At 72.9% G+C, this 24,343-nt stretch carries 17 protein-coding genes; 8 read left to right on the top strand and 9 right to left on the bottom strand.

Annotation, left to right across the window (positions count from 1 at the left end; all coding sequences use genetic code 11):
• Position 1 precedes the first annotated feature (1 nt).
• Both xdhB and JS521_RS08645 read right to left on the bottom strand, forming a co-directional pair.
• On the bottom strand, positions 2–2,503 hold the full coding sequence (gene xdhB, locus JS521_RS08650) for a xanthine dehydrogenase molybdopterin binding subunit (protein ID WP_205082141.1): 2,502 nt from the start codon (positions 2,501–2,503) through the stop codon (positions 2–4).
• Positions 2,500–3,981, bottom strand: coding sequence for a xanthine dehydrogenase small subunit (locus tag JS521_RS08645; RefSeq protein WP_205082140.1), 1,482 nt, complete (start codon positions 3,979–3,981; stop codon positions 2,500–2,502). Before JS521_RS08645 ends, xdhB begins: the two co-directional genes overlap by 4 nt.
• 810 nt (positions 3,982–4,791) lie before the next feature.
• Here JS521_RS08645 and JS521_RS08640 point away from each other — a divergent pair.
• Genes JS521_RS08640 through JS521_RS08630 form a run of 3 tightly spaced genes read left to right on the top strand, consistent with a single transcriptional unit; the run spans position 4,792 to position 8,305 of the window.
• On the top strand, positions 4,792–6,120 hold the full coding sequence (locus JS521_RS08640; RefSeq protein WP_205082157.1) for a uracil-xanthine permease family protein: 1,329 nt from the start codon (positions 4,792–4,794) through the stop codon (positions 6,118–6,120).
• On the top strand, positions 6,117–7,598 hold the full coding sequence (locus tag JS521_RS08635; RefSeq protein ID WP_205082139.1) for an amidohydrolase family protein: 1,482 nt from the start codon (positions 6,117–6,119) through the stop codon (positions 7,596–7,598). The genes JS521_RS08640 and JS521_RS08635 overlap by 4 nt, the downstream gene beginning before the upstream one ends.
• Positions 7,595–8,305 (top strand): sulfite exporter TauE/SafE family protein, encoded by a 711-nt coding sequence (locus JS521_RS08630; protein ID WP_205082138.1) that lies wholly within the window; start codon positions 7,595–7,597, stop codon positions 8,303–8,305. Before JS521_RS08635 ends, JS521_RS08630 begins: the two co-directional genes overlap by 4 nt.
• On the opposite strand, the gene JS521_RS08625 is transcribed toward JS521_RS08630, so the two are convergent.
• Positions 8,289–9,332, bottom strand: a complete 1,044-nt coding sequence (locus tag JS521_RS08625; RefSeq protein ID WP_205082137.1) for a LacI family DNA-binding transcriptional regulator — start codon at positions 9,330–9,332, stop codon at positions 8,289–8,291. The genes JS521_RS08630 and JS521_RS08625 overlap by 17 nt on opposite strands.
• Positions 9,333–9,527: 195 nt before the next feature.
• On the opposite strand from JS521_RS08625, the gene JS521_RS08620 reads away from it, so the two are divergent.
• Positions 9,528–10,793 carry an MFS transporter gene (locus JS521_RS08620; protein WP_205082136.1) on the top strand — a complete coding sequence of 422 codons (1,266 nt, stop codon included), beginning with the start codon at positions 9,528–9,530 and terminating at the stop codon, positions 10,791–10,793.
• A 28-nt stretch (positions 10,794–10,821) separates the two neighbouring features.
• On the opposite strand, the gene JS521_RS08615 is transcribed toward JS521_RS08620, so the two are convergent.
• Together JS521_RS08615 and JS521_RS08610 are read right to left on the bottom strand one after the other, a co-directional pair.
• Positions 10,822–12,189, bottom strand: coding sequence for a carboxyl transferase domain-containing protein (locus JS521_RS08615; protein ID WP_205082135.1), 1,368 nt, complete (start codon positions 12,187–12,189; stop codon positions 10,822–10,824).
• Positions 12,182–13,675 carry an acyl-CoA synthetase gene (locus tag JS521_RS08610; protein WP_205082134.1) on the bottom strand — a complete coding sequence of 498 codons (1,494 nt, stop codon included), beginning with the start codon at positions 13,673–13,675 and terminating at the stop codon, positions 12,182–12,184. Before JS521_RS08610 ends, JS521_RS08615 begins: the two co-directional genes overlap by 8 nt.
• A 328-nt stretch (positions 13,676–14,003) precedes the next feature.
• Here JS521_RS08610 and JS521_RS08605 point away from each other — a divergent pair, with 328 nt between their 5' ends.
• Together JS521_RS08605 and JS521_RS08600 are read left to right on the top strand one after the other, a co-directional pair.
• Entirely contained in the window at positions 14,004–16,493 is a 2,490-nt protein-coding gene (locus JS521_RS08605; RefSeq protein WP_205082133.1) for a PQQ-dependent sugar dehydrogenase, read from the top strand.
• Positions 16,490–18,682: a glycoside hydrolase family 99 protein gene (locus JS521_RS08600; RefSeq protein ID WP_205082132.1), complete on the top strand. Its 2,193-nt coding sequence runs from the start codon at positions 16,490–16,492 to the stop codon at positions 18,680–18,682. Before JS521_RS08605 ends, JS521_RS08600 begins: the two co-directional genes overlap by 4 nt.
• Positions 18,683–18,742: 60 nt before the next feature.
• On the opposite strand, the gene JS521_RS08595 is transcribed toward JS521_RS08600, so the two are convergent.
• Positions 18,743–19,966: a nitrate/nitrite transporter gene (locus tag JS521_RS08595; protein ID WP_205082131.1), complete on the bottom strand. Its 1,224-nt coding sequence runs from the start codon at positions 19,964–19,966 to the stop codon at positions 18,743–18,745.
• A gap of 118 nt (positions 19,967–20,084) precedes the next feature.
• Here JS521_RS08595 and JS521_RS08590 point away from each other — a divergent pair, with 118 nt between their 5' ends.
• Entirely contained in the window at positions 20,085–20,516 is a 432-nt protein-coding gene (locus JS521_RS08590; protein ID WP_205082130.1) for an Lrp/AsnC family transcriptional regulator, read from the top strand.
• A gap of 24 nt (positions 20,517–20,540) precedes the next feature.
• Here JS521_RS08590 and JS521_RS08585 read toward each other — a convergent pair whose 3' ends face one another.
• The 3 genes from JS521_RS08585 to JS521_RS08575 all read right to left on the bottom strand — a co-directional run bounded on the left by JS521_RS08585 (position 20,541) and on the right by JS521_RS08575 (position 23,896).
• Positions 20,541–22,064 carry a sensor histidine kinase gene (locus JS521_RS08585; protein WP_205082156.1) on the bottom strand — a complete coding sequence of 508 codons (1,524 nt, stop codon included), beginning with the start codon at positions 22,062–22,064 and terminating at the stop codon, positions 20,541–20,543.
• An 89-nt stretch (positions 22,065–22,153) separates the two neighbouring features.
• A complete protein-coding gene (locus tag JS521_RS08580; protein ID WP_205082129.1) occupies positions 22,154–23,191 on the bottom strand; it encodes a rod shape-determining protein in 1,038 nt (345 codons plus the stop codon).
• A gap of 135 nt (positions 23,192–23,326) precedes the next feature.
• Entirely contained in the window at positions 23,327–23,896 is a 570-nt protein-coding gene (locus JS521_RS08575; protein WP_205082128.1) for a hypothetical protein, read from the bottom strand.
• Positions 23,897–24,020: 124 nt separating this feature from the next.
• Between JS521_RS08575 and JS521_RS37655 the strand changes: the two genes are divergently transcribed.
• On the top strand, positions 24,021–24,343 hold a 323-nt coding region (locus JS521_RS37655), incomplete at its 3' end, for an SCO2400 family protein (protein WP_443732175.1).

Raw genomic sequence — 24,343 nt, 5'->3', positions numbered from 1 at the left:
GTCAGGCACTGCTGCTCAGCGCTTCCGCCTCGGCTCGCGGTCCGGCCCCGGTGGAGGGCCCGGCCCCGGTCGTGGAACCGGCCTCGGCCGTGGACCCGGTCCCGGCGGTCGACCCGTCGCCATCGTGACCGGTGGTGGGCCCGTCGCCACGGTGACCGTCGGGGGAAGCGGCGGCCCGACGGCTCGCCTCGATCGCCCAGTACACCGCTTCCGGGGTGGCGGGCGAGGCGAGTTCCACGCTCACTCCGGCGGGCCCGAACGCCGCGGCGGCCTGTCGCAGCGCCTCCCGTACCGAGAACGCCAGCATCAGCGGAGGCTCGCCCACGGCCTTGGACCCGTAGACGGCGCCTTCCTCGGTGGCGTTCTCCAGCAGCCGGACGTGGAACTCCTGCGGCATCTCCGAGAAGCTGGGCAGCTTGTACGTACTCGCCGCCTGGGTCAGCAGCCGGCCGCGGCCCGGCCCGTCACCGGTGTCCCAGCGCATGTCCTCCAGCGTCAGCCAGCCCGCGCCCTGCACGAAACCGCCCTCGACCTGACCGATGTCGATCATCGGGGAGAGGCTGTCGCCGACATCGTGCACGATGTCCACCCGCCGGATGCGGTACGCGCCGGTGAAGCCGTCCACCTCCACCTCGGCCGCGGCGGCTCCGTAGGAGAAGTACTTGAACGGTGAGCCCTGGAAGGCCTTCGCGTCCCAGTGCAGACCCTCGGTCCGGTAGAAGCCCGACGCCGACAGCTGTACGCGCTGGAAGTACGCGGTGCGCACCAGTTCGTCCCAGGCCAGCTCCGTCTCGCTGCCCAGGGCACGCGCGACGCCCTCGACGATGCGTACGTCCGAGGCGTTCGCCCCCAGCCGCCCGCCGGCCACCTGGAGCAGCCGCTCGCGGATCTGCTCGCAGGCGTTCTTCACCGCCGCGCCGTTGAGGTCCGCCCCCGCACTGGCCGCGGTGGCGGAGGTGTTGGGCACCTTGTCGGTACGCGTCGGGGCGAGGCGCACCTTGTGCAGCGGGATGCCCAGCGTCGTCGCGGCGACCTGCAGCATCTTGGTGTGCAGGCCCTGGCCCATCTCCGTGCCGCCGTGGTTGATCAGGACCGAGCCGTCCTTGTAGACCAGCACCAGCGCGCCGCCCTGGTTGAAGGCGGTGAGGTTGAACGAGATGCCGAACTTGACCCCGGTGATCGCCAGCCCGCGCTTGGTGTCCGGGTGCGCGGCGTTGAACGCCGCTATCTCGCGCCGCCGTTCGGCCAGGCGGCCGTCCGCGCGCACCTGCTGCCAGACGGTCGAGATGCGTTCGGGGTGCGTGACCGGCTGACCGTACGGCGTCGTCTGGCCCTGGCCCGGACGGTAGAAGTTGCGCTCCCGCAGCTCCATCGGGTCCAGGCCGAGCAGCGGTGCGCACCGGCCCATGATGTCCTCGATCACCAGCATGCCCTGCGGTCCGCCGAAGCCGCGGAAGGCGGTGTTGGAGACCTTGTTGGTCTTGGCGATCCGGCCCGCGACACGTGCGTTGGGGATCCAGTACGTGTTGTCGATGTGGCACAGCGCGCGGGCGACCACCGGTTCGGACAGGTCCAGGCTCCAGCCGCCGTCCGCGGTCAGGGTGGCCTCCAGAGCCTGGATACGGCCTTCGGTGTCGAAGCCGATCCTCCACTCCGCGTGGAACCCGTGGCGCTTGCCGGACATGGTCAGGTCCTGGGTGCGGTTGAGCCGGACCCGGACCGGCCGGCCGGTCAGCCGGGCGCCGAGCGCGGCGACGGCCGCGAAGCCGTGCGGCTGCATCTCCTTGCCGCCGAAGCCGCCCCCCATCCGCAGACACTGCACAGTCACCTCGTGACTGTGCAGGCCGAGCACGTGCGCGACGATCTCCTGCGTCTCGGACGGGTGTTGGGTACTGCTCTGGACGAACATCTGCCCGTTCTCGTCGACCAGGGCCAGTGCCGCGTGCGTCTCCAGATAGAAGTGCTCCTGGTCGGAGAACTGGAACTCGCCCGAGAACACATGCGCGGAGTCGGCGAAGCCGGCGTCGACATCGCCGGTGAGCATCACGGGCCGGGCGCCGTGGAAGCTCCCGGCCGCGATCGCGTCCCCGAGGGCGATGAGGGAGGGCTGTTCGTCGAGGTCCACCTCGACGGCCGCCGCCCCGAGCCGGGCTGCCTCCAGTGTTTCGCCGAGCACCCAGGCGACCGCGTGACCGTGGAACATGACCGTGTCGGGGAAGAGCGGTTCGTCGTGCTTCATGCCGGCGTCGTTGACGCCGGGCACGTCGGCGCCGGTCAGTACGCGGACCACACCGGGCACCGCGAGCGCGGGCCCGGTGTGCAGCCGGGTGATCCTGCCGTGGGCCTTCATGACCTGGACCGGGTAGGCGTGCAGTACGTCCCTGGTGCGGTGGACCAGGTCGTCGGTGTAGAGCGCGGCGCCGGTGACGTGCTGGACAGCACTCTCGTGCGGCATCGACACGCCGACGGCCGGCTTCTCGGGACGCTGGGACAGATGGCTCATGACGAAACCGCCTCGGTGGTCTGCGCGTACAGCTTCAGCAGGCTCTGGCCCAGCATCGCGGAGCGGTACGCGGCGCTGGCACGCTGGTCGTTCAGCGGCGTGCCCTCCGCCCGCAGTACCCGCGCCGCGGCGTCGACGGTCTCCGCCGTCCACGCCCTGCCCTCCAGGGCCTCCTCGGTGGAGAGGGCACGGATCGGGGTGGCGGCCACACCGCCCAGTCCGATACGGGCCTTCCGGACGATCCCGTCCTCGACATCGAGCGCGAAGGCGACCGCCACGCTGGAGATGTCGTCGAAGCGCCGCTTGGCGATCTTGTGGAAGGCCACGACCGGCGACAGCGGCAGCGGGACGCGTACCGCGCGGATCAGCTCGCCGGGACGGCGCACGCTCTGCCGGTAACCGGTGAAGTAGTCCGCGAGGGGCACCGTGCGTTCACCGTCGGCGTCGGCGAGCACCACCGACGCCTCCAGGGCGAGCAGGACCGGCGGGCTGTCGCCGATGGGGGAACCGGTCCCCAGATTGCCCCCGAGCGTCGCACCGTTGCGGATGAGCCGCGACGCGAACTGCGGGAACAGCTGTGCCAGCAGCGGGACTTGGCCGTCGAGGCGGCGTTCGATCTCGGTGAGCGTCAGCGCCGCCCCGATCTCGACGGAGTCGGATCCGACGCGCAGCTCCCGCAGTTCGTCCAGCCGGTCGACGGCGATCACGCAATCCGCCCGGCGGGCGCGGATGTTCACCTCCACGCCCCAGTCGGTCGAACCGGCGACCACCACCGCGTCGGGCCGCTCGCGCAGCAACCGCAAGGTCTCGCCCAGGGTGTTCCTCCGCAGGAACGCGCTGCCGTCCCGGACGTACTCGGTGGCGACCGGAACGGGCGGGGACTGCTCACGACGCTGCGCGAGCGGGTCCTCGTCGGCGGGCGCGCCAACGGCGAACGCGGCGTCGCGGATGGGGCGGTATCCGGTGCAGCGGCACAGGTTTCCGCTCAGCGCGTGCAGATCGAAGCCGTTCGGTCCGTGCTCCGGGTCGGCGCTCTCGGCCGGGTCGGTGCCCTCGGCCGGGTCCGCGTGCGCGCAGCGGTCGGGCCGGTAGAACTCGGCGGCCATGCTGCAGACGAACCCCGGTGTGCAGTAACCGCATTGGGAGCCGCCCCGGACCGCCATCTCCTCCTGCACCGGGTGCAGCGTGCCCGGTGAGCCGGCCGCGCCGGCGGTGGCGAGCCCCTCGGAGGTGACCACTTCCTGTCCGTCGAGCGCCGCGGCCGGCAGCAGGCAGGCGTTGACCGCCACCCAGTCGGTGGGCTCGTTCGCCCCGGGTCGGGCGACCAGGACGGCGCACGCGCCGCACTCGCCCTCGGCGCAGCCCTCCTTGGTTCCGGTGAGGCCACGCTCGCGCAGGAAGTCCAGCACCGTGGTGTGGGGCGCGGCCGGTGAGATCGGTGTTTCGGTCCCGTTGACCGTGATGCGCGGCGCCGTCACGACAGGCCCCCGTTCCGGTGCGCGGTCGGTCGGTTCATCGTCTTCGTCAATGTCGGACAGCTCTCTGGATTCGTACGCACCCACGGAGGAGGAGCGGGCGGGCGCGAAACGGCGCGCGACAGCGGGCACCGCGAAAAGGTGAAGGGAAAAGGGGAGAACGAGGTAGCCGAAGGTGCCGCGGAAGGGCACGGGCGGAGGGGCGCGTTCAGCAGCCGTGCGCGATACGCCCCGGAACCCAGGCGGTGCACTCGGCGAGGCGACCGAGGTCGGAGTAGGTGAACATCGGCTGGTCGCCTCCTTTCGAGGGCTGTGGGTCGGCGTCTACGGCAAATTAGTTGCTGCCCCCAGGGAGGTCAAGGGGCCGCCCGGTGCCGAGGCCCGTGAGGGCTGCTTGTGCCGAGGCCCGTGAGAGCTGTTTCCACGACCGCCGTCGCCCCGTCGTCTTTCGCGCCCCTGCCGCCGCACGGCTGCCGTTCGGTCGGCGAGGGCCCGGCGCTCCGAGTTCACAGCTCTTGACGATGCTCGCGGAGCCTCCCCATACTGACGGCCAAATCGATTTGGCCACCTCGCTTTGGCCCTCCGTTCGGGGCTGGATCGCGGCTGATGTCCGAGCGTTCCTCACGCCCGAATGGGAGTACCGACGTGTCCAGTCATCGCCAGTCGGCACCCGGAGCCGAACACCAACCACCACCGACGCCGAAGCCGGTCCCGCACGACGCCGAGCAAGGCGCCGCGTACGGCACCGAGCGCGAAGCCGAGCACGCCACCGAGCACGGCACCGCACGCCACGCCCCGCACGGCACCCCAGCCGTGCACCCCGTCGACGAGTCGCGCCCCCTCGGGCGGATCGTCCTCTTCGGGATCCAGCACGTCCTCGTCATGGCCGCCACCCCCATCTCGGCGATCTTCCTGATGAGCGCCACCCTCCGGCTGGACGCCGGCCTGACCATCAATCTGCTCTCCGCGGCGTTCGTGCTCTCCGGCGTCGGGTCGCTGATCCAGTCGCTGGGGCCGTGGAAGTTCGGCCCCCGGCTGCCGTTCGTCATGCTGCCCGGCGGCGCGCCGCTCATCCTGTTCATCGCCATCGCCGAGCAGCACGGTCTGCGCACCGCCACCGGCGCCGTCATCCTCACCGCGGGCTTCTACTTCGTCGTCCTGCCGGTCTTCTCGCGGCTGCTCAGGTTCTTCCCGGCCCTGGTCATCGGCACCATGATCGTCATCGTCGGGGTCAACCTGGTGAAGGTCGGCGCGGTCCTCGTCACCGGCCGGCCCGGCGAGCCCGGTTTCGCGGATCCGACGAACCTCGCGCTCGGCATGGCGACGATCGGCTTCACCGTCGTCTTCTATCTGCTGTTCACCGGCATCCTGCGGCAACTCGCCGTCATGCTCGGGCTGGTGGCCGGCACCGTGCTGGCCGGTTTCCTCGGCAGCATCGACCTCGGCCGTGCCGCCGAGGGCGGTCTGTTCAGCGTGCCGGAGCTGATGCCGTTCGGCTCACCCCAGTTCAGCCTGATCGCCGCGCTGCCGCTGATGCTCTACAGCCTCGCCTCCATGGCGGAGGCCACCGGCCAGACGGTGATCAACGCCGAGGCCGTCGGCAAGGAGATCGACACCCGCACCGACGTCCCCAAGACCGTCCGCGGCGATGCGCTGACCTCCCTCTTCGGCGGGTTCTTCGGACTGCCGCTGATGGTGACCAGCGGCGAGAACATCGGGATCGTCCGGGTCACCGGCGTCCGCAGCCGGTACGTCACGGCCGCCGCCGGTGTGGTCCTCATCGTCATCGGGTTCCTCGCGCCGGTGACCCGCGCGATCAGCGTCGTCCCGTCCGCCGTGGTCGGCGGCACGGCCATGGTCGTCTTCGCGGTGATCACCGTGCTGGGCGTGCAGATGCTCGGCCGTTCCGACCTCGACCGGCACACCGCCACGTTCATCTGCGCCGTCGCCCTGGCGCTGGGCCTGCTGCCGATCCTCATCCCCGGCGTGTACGCGGGCTTCCCGCCGAACGTCCGCATCCTCCTCGAAAGCGGCGTCGCCGTGGGCGCGTTCGTCGCCGCCGTGCTCAACATCCTGTTCCACCACGTCAGGCCGCGCATCGCCGCCCGGCTGACCACCTCACGTACGGAAAGCGACCGATGAACCAGCTCACCCGCGACCTCCTCGACTCCTCGGGCCCGCTCCTCCTCGTACCCGATGCCGTGCTGCTGCCGGAAGGGGCCGTCGACGGATACGCGGTCGTCGTCGCCGACGGCTCCTTCCGGGCCGTCGGGCCTGCCGAGGAGCTGACGCGTACGCACCCGCAGCTCGACGCGGTCACGCTGCCCGGCCATCTCCTGATGCCCGGCTTCGTCGACGCCCACCACCATCTGACCCAGAGCTTCGGCTCCGCGCTCGCCTTCGGTGAGCCCTCGGAGATCTTCCGCAGGGTCTGGGTTCCGCTGGAAGGAGCACTGGACGAGGAATCGGCCTATGTCGCGGCCAAACTGGCGGCGTTGGAGGCCCTGCGCGGCGGCTTCACCACCGTCACCGACGCCGGTACGCGCGCCGATGTGGACGTCGACGTCGTCGCGTCGGCCGCCCGTGACGCCGGAATCCGCTGCGTACTCGGCCTCGTCTGCAACGACGTCACCGGCGACGCCACGACCGCGACCGCCGAATCCGCAGCCGACCCCGCTGCCGCACCCGCCGCCGAGAACTCCGCGAGCACCGCCGCCGAGGGCTCCACGACCACCACCGCCGTCCTGGAGAACGCCGAGAAGCACCTCGCCCGCTACGGCGGCGATCCGCTGATCCACCCCTCCCTCGCCGTCTCGATCCCCGAAGCGGCCACCTCGGCGACCCTGCGGCGCACCGCCCGTCTCGCCGCGGAGGCCGGGGCGATCGTGCAGATCCACGTCAACGAGCACCTGGCGGGGGTCGAGCGCTCCCTCGTACGTCACGGACTGCGCCCGCTCGAACACCTCCACAGGATCGGCGCGCTCGGCCCTCAACTGCTCGCCGCGCACGCCACGTTGCTCACCCCCCGCGAACTGACCCTGCTCGCCGACACCGGGACCGCCGTCAGCTACAACCCGGTCGCCAGCGCCTGGAAGGGCAACGCCGTCGCCCCGGCCACCGCCATGGCCGAGCGCGGCATCCGCTTCGGGCTCGGCACGGACGGCACCCGCGGTGACGGGTTCCGGCTGGCGGACGCGGCCGAGTTCGCCCAGCGGATCGCCTACGGGCTCGCCACCGGGGACTCGTCGTGCGGCGCCGGCTGGACCTGGCTCGAACACGCCACCGCCGGCGGCGCCGACGCGGTCGGCCTCGGTGCGCGCACCGGCAGGGTCGCCGAGGGGCTGGCCGCCGACTTCCTCCTCGTCGACCTCACCACCCCCGAACTCGCGCTCTCCTGGGACGTGCCGTGGGAGCTGGTACGCCGAGGCAACCGCGACCAGATCACCGCCGTGTTCGTCGCCGGGCGCCTGCGCCTGTGGCAGGGCGCCCCCACCGACTGGGACGGCCCCGCCTTCGTGCGGCACGCGGCAGAACGGGCCCGGGCCGCCGTCGAAAGAGCCCCCATCACCCGCGTACACCCCACGTCCACGGCGGCACGGCGGGGGAGCACCGCACAGTGAGTACGGAAGCACTCGTGGTCCTCGCCGTCACGGTGGCCGTCGCCGCGTTCGTCCAGGGCAGCAGCGGCCTGGGCTTCGCCCTGATCGTCGCGCCCGTGGCCGGGATGCTCGACCCCGGTCTGCTCCCGGTGTTCGTCCTGGCGGCCATGATCCCGCTCAACCTGTACGTCGCCTGGCGCGAACGGGCCTCGATCGACCTGCGCGGCGCGGGCTGGATCACCGGGGCCCGGCTGGCCGCCACCCCCGCCGGGCTCGCGCTGCTCTGGCTGATCCCGGACCGCAGCATCGGCCTGTTCGTCGGCATCGCGACCGTACTGGCGGCGGTCGTGAGCCTGGTCGCCCCCGCCTTCACCCCCGGCCGGGCGGCGTATCTCGGGGCGGGCGTGGTGACCGGACTGACGGAGACCGCGACCGGCGTCGGCGGCCCCCCGCTCGCGCTCGTCTACCAGCACCGGCCGCCGGCCGAACTGCGCTCGACCGTCGCCTCCTGCTTCCTCGTCGGCGAAGTGGCCTCGCTGGGCCTGCTGTTCGGGACCGGTGAGGGTGAGCCCGGACACCTGGGTCTCGCGGTGGCGCTGCTGCCGGTGATCGCCGCGGGCGCGTGGCTGAGCCGGCTGGTGCACCACCGGCTGGACGCGCGCCGCATGCGCCTGTGCGTGCTCGTCTTCGCCCTGGTCTCCGGCCTGGTGCTCATGCTCGGGCTGTGATCCGGAGCGACGAGGCACGCGCAACGACCTGCGGCGAGGGCGCCGTCGCCACCTCGGCGCCGGCGCCCTCGCCGCGCAGCCGGCCGAGCAGCAGTTCCACCGCGGCGGCCGCCGCACGGTCCAGATGAAGGTCCACGGCGGTCAGCGGCGGCTCGCAGGTGCGCGCCCGCAGCCCGTCGTACCGGGTGACGACCATGACGTCGCCCGGTACGGACCGCCCGCTGTCCCGGATCGCCCGCACCGCGCCCACCGCGAACGCGTCCACCAGCGCGCAGACCGCGTCGGTCCCGGGATGCTCGGCCAGCAGGGCGGCACAGCTCTCGTACCCGGCCTGCTCGCCGCCCGTCTCCGGTGCGCTCGCCACGACGGGCTCCCAGCCGTACCGCTCGGCGACCCGCTCGTACGCGGCGAGCGCGTCGACCGACGAGTGGCGTGACCCGGAGCCGACGATCAGCGCGGGCCGCCGTGCGCCCTGCTCGCGCAGATGCGCGAACAGCAGTTCCGCGACCGGGCCGCCGCGCAGGTCGACGTACGGCGACGTGTCGTCCGGCGACACCGGCCGCCCGAGCGCCACGTACGGCAGGCCCCGCTCCCTCAACTGCGCCGCGGCGGCGTCGTCCACGTCCGGCTCGACGACGATGGCCCCGTCGATGTCGACGGAGTACAGCGCGGACCCCGACTGCACGGGCGGTACGAGCACCAGCGCGTAGCCGTGCAGCAACGCGCTCTCCGCGGCGGCCGCGGCGATCTCCATGTAGAACCCGAGCCGCGACGGCCCCCCGGCCACCGCGAACGGCATCGACGAGGCGAGCGCGATGGCCTTCGCCTCTCCCCGGCGCAGCCGCTGGGCCCGCAGATTGGGCCGGTATCCGAGCTCGGCGGCGACCTGCTTGATGCGTTCCCTGGTCCGCGGATCGACCTTGCCGATCCCGTTGAGGGCGTGGGAGACCGTCGTACGCGAAACCTCGGCGAGCCGCGCGACATCGGCGATCGTCGGTGGACGCGAGCCGGAACCGGAGGTTCGCATCGAGAGTCACTCCTTGCGGGCCGAGGACGGGGCACCCCATCTTCGCCCACCGTCCTCCCCGGGGGCCGCGCTCCCCTGTGACCCCCACGAGCCTCTACGTGCCCCGGGGCCTCCGCGCGCCCCGATGCCGCCGCCCGCCCCGAGGCCGCACACAGGCGGCAGACGGTCGCGCGGCGGGCGCGGCTACCATCCCCTGTGACCGAATCAGCCGAACCGCGTGCACGACGCACCCATATACTCGCCGACCTCACACCCCTGCGGACCTCGCCCGACTACCGGCGGCTCTGGTTCGGGAACACCGTCTCCTGGATCGGCCAGGGCATGACGGCGTTGGCGGTCTCGCTCCAGGTCTACGACATCACCGGGTCCGCGTTCTCCGTGGGGCTCATCGGGTTCTGCTCGCTGGTGCCGCTCGTCGTCTTCGGGCTCTACGGCGGGGCCGTCGCCGACACCGTCGACCGGCGCAAGCTCGGACTCTTCAGCGCCACCGGGTCCTTCGTGCTCTCCCTCGCCCTGGTGGCGGCGACCGTCGCCGGTATCGAGCAGGTCGGGCTGCTGTACACGGTCGTCGCCCTCCAGGCCGTCTGCTTCGCCCTCAACGCACCGGCCCGCTCCTCGATGATCGCCCGGCTCCTCCCGGCCGAACAACTGCCCGCCGCCAACGCGTTGACCACCATGACCAGCACGACGGGCACGCTCGTCGGGCCGATGCTCGGCGGCCTGATCGTCGGCTGGTGGGGCTACCGCGCCGCGTACACCGTGGACGCCGTCTGCTTCACCGCCTCCCTGTACGCGATGTGGCGGATGCCGTCGATGCTGCCCGACCGGAAGGCCGGCGAGGCGGGCAAGCGGGCCTCCGTCCTGGACGGGCTGCGGTTCCTCGGCACCCGGCCCAACCTGCGGATGACCTTCTTCACCGACCTGTGCGCGATGGTCCTCGCCCACCCCCGCGCCCTCTTCCCGGTCGTCGCCGTCCTCTGGTACGGGGGCGACGCGCGGACCACCGGCATGCTCGTCGCCGCCCCGGCCCTGGGCGCCCTGCTCGGCGGGGTGTTCTCCGGCTGGCTCGGCCGGATCCGGCGGCACGGTCTGGCGATCCTGCTGGCCGTCGGCTCCTGGGGCACCGCGATCGCGGTCTTCGGACTCACCCGCAACCTCTGGCTGGGGCTGGTCTTCCTGGCCCTCGCCGGCTGCGCCGACACCGTCTCCATGGTCTTCCGCAACACCATGCTCCAGGCGGCCGTGCCCGACGAGATGCGCGGTCGGCTCCAGGGCGTCTTCATCGTCGTCGTGGCGGGCGGCCCCCGCCTCGGCGACTTCCTGGCCGGTTCCGTCGCCGACCTCGCCTCGCCCGCCGTCGCCGTCACCGGCGGCGGCGTCCTGTGCGTGACGGGCGTGGCCCTGCTCGCGCTGAAGTGGCGCGCCTTCGCCCGCTACGACGCCCGCGACCCGCAGCCGTGACCCGCGGCCGTGACCACGCGCCTCCGGTTCACCCGACGATCGAGCGGGCGAAGCCCAGGTCCACGAGGTCCTGCGGGCGCAGCCGCAGCTGGTCGGCGGTGGCCCCGGTCTCCGAGGGCGGCCGCTTGAGGATCGCGGCGGCCAGTTCGGGTGCGATGACCGAGAAGTAACTGTCCACGGTGACATGGGTGTTGCCCGGGGCCGCGAGCGCCAGCGCCCCGCCCGAGCCGCCCTCGCCGATCACCAGCGTCGTCACCGGGACGTGGGCCGCCGCGATCGCCGCGAAGGTGTCCGCGATGGCCGCGCCCGCCCCGGCCCGCTCCGCCTCGGCGTCGTTGGCCGCGCCCGGGGTGTCGACGAGGGTGAGGACCGGGACGCCGAGCCGGTCCGCGAGCCGGATCGTCCGGGCCGCCGTACGGTATCCGGCCGGGCGGGTCGCGGTCCCGCACTGCGCGACGTACGCCACCGGCCCGCCGTCCGGGCGCAGCCCGAAGCCGCACAGCAGCCCCGGGTCCGTGCCACCGGAGCGGTCCCCGCGGAGGGGGAGCCGTACGGCGAGGTAGTCGGCCAGGTACGCCTCGGCGCGCGGCCGCCGCGGATCCCGGGCCCGCGCCACCGCCTCCCGGCCGGTCTCCGGAAGCGGGGCCGCCGACTCGGCTCCGGCGGCCGACAGCGCGCGCGGCACCGGCGCGGCGGGCAGATCCTCGTGCGGGCCGAGCGCGGTCAGCCAGTGCGTCAGCGTGGCGGCCAGCTCCTCGTGCGGGACGACCGCGTCCACCTGGCCCGCCGCCAACTGCCCCTCGGCGCTGTACGCGTACGGGTCGGCATCCGGCGGCCGTACCCGGGAACCGGCGAAGCCCACCTGCGCGCCCGGCAGCGCCAGCACCACGTCCGCGCCCGCCCCCACCGTGGCCCAGCCGCCGCCGGTCGTCGGGTCGCGGACCACGGCGATCTGCGGGAGCCCGGCCGCGCGCAGCCGGGTGGAGGCGGCGGCCACCCGCTGGAGCTGGGTGAGCGCGACCATGCCCTCCTGCATCCGGCTGCCGCCCGTGGCGACGAGCGCGAGCAGCGGAAGGCGGCGGGTGCGGGCCAGCTCGTACGCGGCCGCCAGCCGGTCTCCCGTCTGCCGGCCCAACGAGCCGCCCAGGAAGCCGAACTCGAAGGAGAGCAGCACGCATGCGCGGTCGCCGACGACCCCGGTGCCGTACACCACGGACTCTTCCTCGCCGGTCCGCGTCGAGGCACGTTCCCGGGCCGCGTCGTACCCCGCCCAGCCGAGCGGTCCGTCCGGCGGCAGGGGGCTCGGCGGCGGCCGGTGCTCGGTGAAGCCCGCCGCGCCGGTGAGCAGGGCGATCATCTCGCGGGCCGTCGCCCGGGCGGGGGTCTCCTCAGGCACGGAGCGACCTCTTCATGATCTTGCCCAGGTCGTTGCGGGGCAGGGCGTCCAGATAGCGCACGGTGCGCGGGCGCTTGTGCGGGGCGAGTTCGGCCGAGACCCGGTCCGCCAACTCTTCGGGGGAGGGCGGAGAGTCGGGGTCCGAGGCGACGACCCAGGCCACGACCCGTTCGCCGAGGTCCGGATCCTCCTCGCCGGTCACGGCCACTTCCCGGACCCCGGGGTGCGCGAGCAGGACGTTCTCGATCTCGCCCGCGCCGATCTTGTAGCCGCCGCTCTTGATCAGGTCGGTGGCCTTGCGCCCGACGATGGTGACGTATCCGTCCGCGTCCACCGTGCCGACGTCGCCCGTGCGGAACCAGCCGTCCGCCGTGTGCGCGGCGGCGGTGGCGTCGGGCCGGTTGAGGTAGCCGGTGAACAGGTTCGGGCCGCGTACCTGGATCTCGCCGATCGCCCCGGGCTCGTCGAGCACCGCGCCGTCGTCCTCCGCGAGGCGCAGCTCCACGCCGGCGAGCGGCGGGCCCACCGTGCCGGGGCGCGGGACGCCGTCCGCCCGGATCCCCGTGTTCATCAGGGTCTCCGTCATGCCGTACCGCTCGATGACCCGCCGCCCGGTCGCCGCCGCGATGCGCTCGTGGTCGTGCACGGGCAGCGCCGCCGAGCCGGAGACCAGCAGCCGTGCCCCGCTCAACGAAGCCGCCAGCGCGTCCCGTTCGGCGGTACCCGCCGGTCCGTCCAGCACCTCCGCCAGCCGGTGGTACATCGTCGGTACGCCGAACAGCATCGTGCCCCCGGACCCCAGCTCACGGGCCACGCCCTCGACCGAGAACTTCCCCAGGTGGCGTACGGAGCCGCCGCGCCGCAGCGGGCCGAGGACGCCCAGGATCAGCCCGTGGACATGGAACAGCGGCAGTGCGTGGACCAGGACGTCGTCGCCGGTCCACCCCCAGGCGTCCTCCAGCGCGTCCAGGGACGCGGCGACGGCCCGGCGGGGCAGGACGGCCCCCTTGGGCGGGCCGGTGGTGCCGGAGGTGTAGACGATCAGGGCGGGGGCCTCGGGGCCGGTCTCGCCGACGTCGTGGACGGCGGGGCGCGCCTCGCCCACCTCATCGGTCGCGCCCGCCCGCGCGTCCACCGTCACGCGCCGCAGCTTCTCCAGTGCGGGCGGCAGTGTGTCCTCCGGGCCGGCCAGCACGGCCGTGGGCTCGCTGTCGGCCAGGATGTGCGCCAGCTCCCGCTCTCCGGTACGCGGGTTGAGCGGCACGGCCGGCACTCCGGCCCGCAGCGCCGCCACCACCGCGATCACCGTCTCCGGCGTCGCGGTGGCCCGGACGGCGACCCGGCCCGCGTCCGCGATCCGGGCGGCGAGAGCGATGGAGGCGGCGGCCAGCTCGCCGTAGGTCAGGGAGAGGTCACCGAAGCGGACGGCCTCCCGGGAGGCCGCCGGGCCGGCGGGGGACTGGAGCGCGGGAAGAAGATCGGTCACGCCGGGAAGCCTAGGGCGTCGGCGGCGGCCTCGCTCGGACCCGGAGACCGATGAGGGCAGCGTCACCCCAGGTCGGGCTTTCGGAGGGCCGACCCCGTCCGCCACATGGCTGCACGGAGCATCGAACCGCAATTTCGACACGGCATTGACAAATTAATTTTGCGTTGCCAGCATGCAAAAAGCTTGCCCAGTAAGCGAGTTGGAGCGCTCTCTCCAGGGAAAATCCCGCCCGCACCCGAGCGTCCGAGGCTCCCCCCTGCACGTCGCAAAGCGCGACAGCGCCTTGCCTGACAGACCCCACGTACCGTCAGGAAGGAACCACCCGACCATGTCACCCGCACCCCCGCGGTGGTCCAGATACGCCACCGCCCTCGCCGCACTCCTCGCGGCCACGCTCGCCGTCCCCGCCGCAGGACCGGCCCTCGCCGCCGACCCCGAGGCGCGCGCCCCGCGTATCGCGGCCGACATCCCCGCCGCCGACTACCAGCAGGTCCAACTCGCCCTCGGAGCGGCCGAACTGGGCGAGGCCATGTCGCTCGCCGTGCTGCCCGACCGGTCCGTGCTGCACACCGCCCGCGACGGCACGGTGCGGCTCACCGACGCCGCCGGCTCCACGAAGACGGCGGGCAAGCTCGACGTCTACACCCACGACGAAGAGGGGCTCCAGGGCATCGCCGTCGACCCGGGTTTCTCGACGAACCGCTACGTCTACCTCTACTACTCGCCGCTCCTGGACACCCCGCCCGGCGACGCCCCCACCACCGGCTCGGCCGCCGACTTCGCACCGTGGAAGGGCCACCTCAACCTCTCCCGCTTCGTCCTCAAGGCCGACGGCACGCTCGACACGGCCGGCGAGAAGGTCGTCCTGGAGGTCGAGAGCGACCGGGGCCAGTGCTGCCACGTCGGCGGTGACATCGACTTCGACGCGGCCGGGAACCTCTACCTCACCACCGGCGACGACACCAACCCCTTCGAGTCGGCCGGCTATGCGCCCATCGACGAACGCACCGACCGCAACCCGCAGTTCGACGCCCAGCGCTCCTCCGGCAACACCAACGACCTGCGCGGCAAGCTGCTCCGCATCAAGCCCACGGCCGATGGCGGCTACACCGTCCCGGCGGGCAACCTCTTCGCCCCCGGCACCGCGAACACCCGCCCCGAGATCTACGCGATGGGCTTCCGCAACCCCTTCCGGATGTCCGTCGACAAGTCGACCGGAGCCGTCTACATCGGCGACTACGGCCCCGACGCCGGAACCACCGACCCGAACCGGGGCCCCAGCGGCCAGGTCGAGTTCAACCGGGTCACCGAGCCCGGCAACTTCGGCTGGCCCTACTGCACGGGCACCAACACGCCCACCGAGACGTACGGCGAGTACACCTTCCCCAGCGGCCCGTCCGGCGCGAAGTACGACTGCGCCTCCGGCCCCGCCAACGACTCCTTCCGCAACACCGGCCTCGCCACCCTGCCGCCCGCCCAGCCCGCCTGGATCCGGTACGCCGGTGACGCGGGCTCCCCGCCGGAGTTCGGCGGCGGCTCCGAGTCCCCGATGGCCGGGCCCGTGTACAACTTCGACGCGGACCTCGACTCCGCCGTGAAGTTCCCCGCCTCCCTCGACGGCCGCTTCTTCGCCACCGAGTACGGCCGCAAGTGGATCAAGCCGGTCGAGGTCAAGGCCGACGGATCACCCGGGACCATCGACACCTTCCCGTGGACCGGCACCCAGGTGATGGACTCCGCCTTCGGACCTGACGGTGCGCTCTACGTCCTCGACTACGGCACCGGCGCGAACAACCAGGCGCTCTACCGCGTCGAGTACCTCGCGGGCAGCAACCGCTCCCCGGTCGCCAAGGCCGCCGCAGACACGACCTCCGGACCCACCCCGCTCGCCGTCTCCTTCTCCTCGGCGGGCAGCGCCGACCCCGAGGGCGGAAACCTCAGCTACGCCTGGGACTTCGGCGACGGAGCCACCTCCACCGACGCCAACCCCAGCCACACCTACACCACCGCCGGGACCTTCAACCCGACGTTGACCGTCACCGACCCCGAAGGTCTCACCGGCACCGCGAGCCTGGTCGTGACGGTGGGCAACACCGCACCCACGGTCACCCTCACCACCCCGGCCGACGGCAGCCTCTTCTCCTTCGGCGACTCCGTCCCCTTCACCGTGAGCGTCAGCGACCCCGAGGACGGCACGGTCGACTGCTCCAAGGTGAAGGTCACCTACCTCCTCGGCCACGACAGCCACCGCCACCAGATCACCTCGAAGAACGGCTGCTCCGGCACCATCGACGTCCCCGTCGACGGGGAGCACGACAGTGCCGCCAACATCTACGGGGTCTTCGACGCCGAGTACACCGACGCGGGCGGGCTCACCACGCACAGCGACTCGATCCTCCAGCCCCGCCACCGCCAGGGCGAGCACTTCGCCGCCCAGAACGGCATCGAGGTCGCCCCGCACGGCCCGGCCGAGGGCGGCGCGAGCGTGGGCTACACCGACGACGGCGACTGGGTCTCCTTCGAGCCGTACGTCCTGTCCAACGCCACCTCCATCACGGCCCGGGTCGCCTCGGGCGGCGCGGGCGGCACCCTGGAGGTACGGGCCGGCTCCGCCACCGGCACGCTGCTCTCCACGCTCACCGTCGCCCCGACCGGCGGCTGGGAGAACTATGTGGACGTCACGGCGGACGTGAACAACGCCCCTTCCGGGTCAACGGAGTTGTTCTTCGTCTTCAAGGGCCCGACGGGCCAGGGCAGCCTCTTCGACCTGGACGCCTTCACCTTCAGCACCCAGGGAGCACAGGTGAACGACCGATGAGACGAACCCGTACCCGTCCTCGTACCCGTATCCGTCGCCGCCTCGCCTGCGCCGTCGCTCTCGCCCTCGGGGCCGCCTTCCTGAGCCCCGGCGTCCAGAGCGCGGCAGCCGCCGACCCGTACCAGGTCCTGGTCTTCTCCAAGACCGCCGGATTCCGCCACGACTCCATCCCGGCGGGCATCACCGCCCTCGAACAACTGGGTGCCGCCAACGACTTCACCGTCACTGCGACCGAGGACGCGACCGCCTTCACCCCGGCGAACCTCGCCGACTACGAGGCCGTCGTCTTCCTCTCCACCACCGGCGACGTCCTGAACGACACCCAGCAGAGCGCCCTGAAGGGGTACGTCGACGGGGGCGGCGGCTTCGTCGGCGTACACGCGGCGGCCGACACCGAATACGACTGGCCGGAGTACGAGGACCTGGTCGGGGCGTGGTTCCAGAGCCACCCCGCGATCCAGGAGGCCCGCCTCACCACCGAGGACCACGTCCACCCGGCGACCGCCCACCTGGACGACACCTGGACGCGGACCGACGAGTGGTACAACTACCGCTCCAACCCCCGCGACAGCGTCCACGTCCTCCAGTCCCTGGACGAATCCAGCTACAGCGGCGGCGAGATGGGCGGCGACCACCCCATCACGTGGTGCCACGAACAGCAGGAGGGGCGCTCCTTCTACACCGGGCTCGGCCACACCATCGAGTCCTTCGCCGACCCGGACTTCCGTCAACTCCTGCTAGGCGGGGTCCAGTACGCGGCCGGAGCCGTCGAGGCGGACTGCTCCGCCGGTGACCCGGGTGGCCCGGACCCGGGCGGCGACAGCGCGGAGGCGGAGGCGTACACCTCCTCCTCCGGCGTCCAGAGCGCCGCCCATGGTTCGGCGAGCGGCGGAGCCACCCTCGGCTACATCGACGACGGCGACTGGGCGGGCTACTCCTCCCTCGACACCGCCGGGGCCACCGCCTTCACCGCGACCGTCTCCTCGGCCGGCGCGGGCGGCACGATCGAGGTCCGCTCCGGCTCGGCCACCGGCCCGCTCCTCGGTTCGGCGGACGTCGTCCCGACCGGCGGCTGGGAGACCTTCACCGAGGTCACCACCACCCTGAGCGCCGGGACGGGCCCGCTGTTCCTGGGCTTCACCGGGGGAGCGGGCGCGCTCTTCGACGTCGACCGCTTCACCCTCACCCGCGCCCCGGCCACCGAGGACGAGGGCTCGTCCAACGTCCACCTCTTCTACTACCCGTGGTACGGCACCCCCGAGGGCCCGGCAGGCGACTGGCGGCACTGGCAGCAGGGCGGCCACACCCCGCCCGATGCCATCGGCGCCGACCTCTACCCGAAGCTCGGCCCGTACGACTCCGGGGACATCGCCGGGGCGGTCGACCAGCACATGGAGTGGGTGAAGCGGTCCGGCGCGGGCGTCATCGTCTACAGCTGGTGGGGACAAGGGGGTTACGAGGACGGCCTCGCCGGTGACGTGATGGACGCCGCCGCCCGCCACGGCATCGAGGTCGCCTGGCACATCGAACCGTACGGCGGCCGCACCGCCGCGTCCGTCGTCGACGACATCGCCTATCTGGAAGGGAAGTTCGGCGACCACCCCGCGTTCTACCGGGACGCGGCCAACGGCGACCGCAACGCCTACTACATCTTCGAGAGCCTGAAGATCCAGGACTGGTCGGCCCTCGACGCCGTCAAGGACACCGCCATCGTCCTCGCCCAGACCACCGACACCTCCAAGGTCGACCACTTCGGCGGGATCTACACCTACGACGGCATCGCCGGCGCCACCGCCCCCGGCTGGAAGAACGCGGGCGACTACGCCAAGGCCAACGGTCTCGTCTGGGCCCCCTCGGTCGCCCCCGGCTTCATCGACGACCGGGCCGTCCCCGGCAACACCACCCCCACCCTCGGCCGCGAGGGCGGCGCCTCGTACGACCTGGAGTGGAACAACGCCCTCGACCCGGCCATCGGCGGCGACCCCACGTGGGTCTCCGTCACCTCGTTCAACGAGTGGCACGAGGGCAGCTCCATCGAACCCGCCTCCTCCACCCCGCCCCCGGGCCACGGTTACGAGACCTTCGAGGGGGCCTACGGCACGACCGGCGAGGCCGCCGAGACGGCCTACCTGGACCGGACCGCGTACTGGGCCGACCGGTTCGAACAACTGCTCCGGCAGCGCCGGTAGCTCGTACACGAACGGGCGCGTGCCGGGGGGAACGCGGCCGTTCTCACACCCAGGTGGGGCTCACTCGTCGCGCTGGACGGTCCGCATCCGCCCGTACGCGTACACACACCCCGCCAGCGCCAGATCGGACAGCAGCATGAAGCCGATCGCGTAGGAGTCCTTGGCGCTGTAGATCGCGCCCATCACCAGCGGCGGCACGAACCCGCCGAGCCCGCCCATCGCCCCGACGATGCCCGTCACACTGCCCACCTTCGGCTGCGGCGTCACCTGCGAGACCAGGGCGAACACACTGCCGCTGGCGGTGCCGAGCCCGGCCGCCATGGCCAGCAGCGCGATCGTGCCGACCGGGTTCAGCGGCGGCTCGAAGGCCTGCACGATCGCCATCAGCGCGGCCAGGAGCAGCGCCACCGACGTCACCATCGCCGGGTGGATCCGGTCCGAGAGCCAGCCGCCGACCGGCCGGAAGACCACCGTGACCAGGGCGAACCCGGCCGCCTTGGTGCCCGCCTCGGTCGGCGACATCTCGTACCAGGTCTTCAGATACGTCGGCAGATAGACCCCGAACGCCACGATGCCGCCGAAGCCGATCGCGTACAGCGCCGACAGCTCCCAGGTCACCCGCAGCTTCCCGGCCTCGCCGAGCCGGTGCGCCAGGGTGTCCGTGGGGATCTTCCGGCCGGGGTGGTCGGTCACCAGCACGGCGGCCACCAGCGCGAACACCACCAGCGCCCCCGCGACCACCAGGAACGGCAGATTGTCGCCGTGCTTGGCGATCCGCGGGGTGAAGTACCCCGACAGCGCCACCCCGCCCATGCCCATGCCGAACACACCCAGCGCGAAGCCCCGTTTGTGCGGTGGGAACCACGCGTTGACCAGCGGAACGCCGATCGCGAACGTCGTCCCGCCGAGCCCGAGCAGAAACCCGACCGCGAGCATCGCGCCGTACGAGTTCTTCGCCGGGATCAGCAGCAGTACGGGCACGATCGTCAGCGCCGAGACCAGCGGGAACATCAGCTTCGCGCCGTACTTGTCCGTCAGCGCCCCCACCGGGATCCGGCCGAGCGACCCGACCAGCACCGGCACGGCCACCAGGAACGACTGCTGGAACGAGCTGAGCCCCAGCCGGTCCTTGTAGTCCCCGGACATCGGCGCGATCAGATTCCACGCCCAGAAGGTCAGCGCGAAGCCGACCGTCGCCAGGACGAGATTGCGGTACGCGGCCGGGGACGGCGCCGCTGCCGCCGGTGCGGGCGGCTCGGGGGACTGCTTGACAGAGGTGTCCACACCAGCAAGTCAAGGGCGCGGGACATCGCACGGCCCGTCGGGCTGCGCCGACCGGGCGACTACGGTCCGTCCCCGGGCTTCCTCAGCCAATATCGTCACAAGCTGGGACAATCGCCGTATGGATCGGCTGGACAGGGAAATCCTCGGCATTCTCCAGGAGGACGCCCGGATCTCGTACCGGGATCTGGGCGTACGCGTGGGGCTCAGCGCCAACGCGGCGGGCGACCGGGTCCGCCGGATGCGCCGCGACGGGGTCATCCGGGGCTTCACCGTCATCGTCGACCCGGCCGCCGACACCCGTTCGGGCCTGGTCGTCTTCATCGATGTGACGCTGCGCCTCGACACGACGAACGAGGAGTTCGAACGCTCGGTGCTGATGCTGCCCGGGATCACGGAGGTGGTGCACGTGACCGGCGGCCACGACTACCTCCTGCGGGCCACCGCGGCCGACCCCGCGGCGCTGGACACCCTGCTGCGCCGGCTGAAACGGGAGGCGGGCATCGCCCACTCCAACACCCGGATCGCGCTGCGGGCGGCCCCGAAGCACTGAGAGCGGGCGGGGGCGGGCCCGGGATCAGATCGGGGCCTGCCAGGTGACCGTCGTCGGCCGGCCGCCGTCCTCACCGCGCCCGTCGTCGGCGACCACCAGCCGCACCCCGCTGCGTCCGTCCGGCAGCCGGACCGTGGCGTCCACCTCCACCTCGTGGGCCGACACCCCGGCCCTGCGGTGCGCGGCGGCCAGCGCCTCGCGCAGGGCGGCCAGCAGCTCCCGGCCCGGCTCCTCGCCCACCAGCGCGTCCACCGCCCCGGTGAACTGCACCGACGGCGGGAAGCCCAGCAGGGCCGCCGCGCCCCCGGTCTCCCGCAGCACCCGGCCCCGGAAGGTGCTCGGGGCCGCGGCGGGCGGCTGCTGGAGGGCGAAGATGGCGGTGCGGACCTCCTGGATGGTCGAGTCCAGCTCGTCCACGGCCCGCCCCAGCAGCACCCCGCTCTCCTCCTCCGACGTGGCGCGTCGCCGGGTCGATTCCAGCATCATCTCGGTGGCGAAGAGCCGCTGGACCACCAGATCGTGCAGGTCACGGGCGATCCGGTCGCGGTCCTCGTACACCGCGAGCTGCTCCCGGTCGGCCTGCGCGTCCGCCAGCACCAGGGCCAGGGCCGCTTGCGAGGCGAACTGGGTGGCCAGCAGCCGGTCCACGTCCGTGTACGGGCGCTCGCCGCGCTTCCGGGGCAGAGCGAGGGTGCCGATGAGCCGCCCGCCGCTCTGCAGCGGCAGCATCATGCTGGGCCCGAAGCGGGAGCGTACGCCGGTGGTCATCCGGGGATCGGTGGCCGAGTCGTCGATGAAGACCGGTTCGCCGCCGAGCAACTGCACCAGCACCGCGGAACCGGGCTCGATCACCGTGCCGACGATGCCCGCGGGATCGTCGGTCGTGGAGGCGGTGACGATCTCCATGCCGCCCTCCTCCGTCGGCTGGAGGATCACCCCCGCCGACGCGCCCGCCAGCACCCGGGCCTGCTCGGCCACCGTCATCAGCGCGTCGGCCGCATCGGTGCCGGTCAGCAGGGCCGTGGTGACGGCCGCCGCGCCCGCGATCCAGCGCTCGCGCTGCCGGGCCGTCCCGTACAGCCGGGCGTTGCCGATCGCGATGCCCGCCTGGGCGGCCAGGACCCGCAGCAGGGCCACGTCCGTGTCGGTGAACGGCCCCGGCCGCTTTCCGCCGAGGCAGAGGTGGCCGAAGACCTCGGTGTGCACCACGATCGGCGCCCGGAGGGAGTTCCGCACCGGCGGGCGGTCCGCCGGGGGACCGGGCCGGGTCAACGCGGTCGGCCCTTCGACGGAGCCGTCCGGAAGGAGGTCCGGGAGCAGGTCCGGAAAGAGCTCCGGAAAGAGCTCCGGGAAGAGGTCGAGGTGCTGCCGCTCCGCCTCCGTCATCCCGGCGGTGTACAGCGCCTCGATCCGGTCCCGGTCCGGGTCCAGCACCCCGAGCGCACCGTGGCGCGCCCCGGTGAGGGCGGCGGCGGTCTCCACGATCTGCTGGAGGGTGGAGCCCAGCTCCAGGTCGCTGCCGACGTTGAGGACCGCCTCCAGGAGCATCGGCAGCCGCCCGACGCCCGGACCGGACTCGGCGGGCTCGGACGCGGCCGGGCCGGACTCCACAGGCTCCTTCATCCGCGCCGACGCGCTCACCCCGCCAGCGGGTTCAGGACCATCGGCTGGATCTTGCCGTCCAGCATCGCGCCCAGGCCGAGCACCGAGCAGACGTCGGGCCGCTCCGCGATGTGCACCGGCATCCCCGTCGCGTCCCGCAGCATCTGGTCCAGGCCCGGGAGCAGCGCCGTGCCGCCCACCATCATGATCCCGCGGTCCGCGAGGTCGGCCACCAGGTCCGGCGGGCAGTCGCGGAGCACCTTGCCGACCCCGTCCAGCACCGCGGTGAGCGGGGTGTTGATGGCCTGCCGTACGGCGGCGGTGTCGACCTGCACCGTGCGGGCCAGGCCGGTCGCCACGTCGCGGCCGTGGATGTCGGTGAGGGCGGGGCCGGTGAGCTGGAGGCCGTTGCCGTGCAGCGCCAGCTGGAGCGGGCGCACCGACTGGCTCGGCAGCAGCAGCTCGTGGTGCTGGCGCAGGTGCTGGATGATCGCCTCGTCGATCGCGTTGCCGCCCACCGGGATCCGGACGGCGGTGACGATCGAGCCGAGCGAGAGCACCGCGATCTGGGTGGTGGCGGCCCCGCACGCCATGATCATGGTGGCGGTCGGCTGCTCGACCGGCAGCCCGCAGCCCACGGCGGCCGCGATCAGGGTGTCCACCAGCTCGACCCGGCGGGCGCCGAGCCCGACGAGGGTCTCCACCGTCGCGCGCTGTGCCAGCGGATCGGCCTCGTGCGGGGTGCAGGCGGCGGCACGCAGCCGGGGCTTGCGGCGCAACTGGCGGCGGAGCTTGTCGCCCAGCAGATGACGCAGCATCCGCTGGGCCATCTCGATGTCGACGACGGTCCCGCCGGAGACCGGGCGGGCCACCCGGATGTACTCGGGGGTGCGGCCGGTCATCTGCTCGGCGAGGGCGCCGACGGCGATGAGGGAGCCGGTACGGGTGTTGACGGCGGCGACGCTCGGTTCGTCGACGACGAGCCCGAGCCCCTTCACGTAAACCCGGGTCCTCGCGGCCCCGAGGTCGACGGCGACATGGCAACGCTGCAACTGCTCAAGGCTGACGGTCACGGCGATTCTCCCGAGCGCGCGGATGAAAGGGGGCACCGGCTGGCGGCCGGTCTCTCCTTGCATGGTCGCGCTGTCCGGCCCGTCGCGCGCGTTGAGATGCGCCGGAAGGGGAGGAGGAGCTGACGGGCTCTCAGCTCACACGTCCTGCAGCAGCCGTTGGAACAGGCCCCAGGTGAACTCGGCCACCCGCTCACGGCCGGACGTGGGGTCGGTGACGGCCAGCGCCCACCGGGTCGGGGCGCTGCCCTCCATCGGCCGGGCCGGCGGAAAGGCGCGGGCCGCCTCGTCCACGGTGCACGACCAGGGGAGCAGATCCGTAACGGAGGTGAGCTCCGGGCCCGCCGCGCCCGGGGCCCGGACCAGCCACTCGTTCCAGACGGCGCCGCCGGGCCCGGCCATCACCTCGAACCGCAGGTCGGGCCAGAGCGGCACCGGCCACAGAAGCGCCTCGCACTCCAGGTCCCCGACCCGGCGCGGCAGGATCAGCTCCGGTTCGCCGAGGACCGAGCGGTAGCGCCGCAGCGATCCGCGTCCCCGGGGCGCCCGCACCATGGCCTGCCAGCGGCGGTTGGCCTCCCGCATGTCGGCGAGGGAGGCGCTCAGTTCGTGCCGGGCCTCCTCGACCAGGTCCGGCTGGAAATCGGCCATCCGGCGCAGCAGGACGAGCTGGAACTGGAGCGGGCCGAAGGGGGCGGGAGTGCTCATGTGGCCCATCCTCCCGCGTGTCAGGCGTATCGGACCGGCCGTCACCGGAATCCGGGCTTCCTCACACAATCCTCACCTGGGCGGCTTCCCCGGCTGTTCCGCGCCCGCCTAATCTGCGGGCGCCATGGATTACTGCCACCCGTGCCGACGCCATCTCAACGGAGCCCTGGCCTGCGCCGGGTGCGGTACGCCCGCCGAGGCGCTGGGCCCCTACGCCGTGCCCGCGCCCGCCGGCTCCGCACCGGACGCGCCGTACGGGACGGCGGCCCCGGCCGACGAGACCGACGCCCCCCGCCGCGCCCGGAGGGACGCCCGGCGCGAGGCCGCACGCAAGCCCCGCCCCTCCCGGCGCGAGGCCCCCCCCGAGCCCCCCCCCCCCCCCCGGCCGGGGGGCCCCGGCCCCCCCCCCCCGCGCCGCCCGGCCCGGCCGGGCGGGGGGGAGCCGGG

This window comes from Streptomyces durocortorensis (assembly GCF_016901035.1).
Classification (GTDB): Bacteria; Actinomycetota; Actinomycetes; order Streptomycetales; family Streptomycetaceae; genus Streptomyces; species Streptomyces durocortorensis.
The sequence above is the reverse complement of the archived record's forward strand: the minus strand, read 5'-3'. Positions and strand labels throughout refer to the sequence as shown.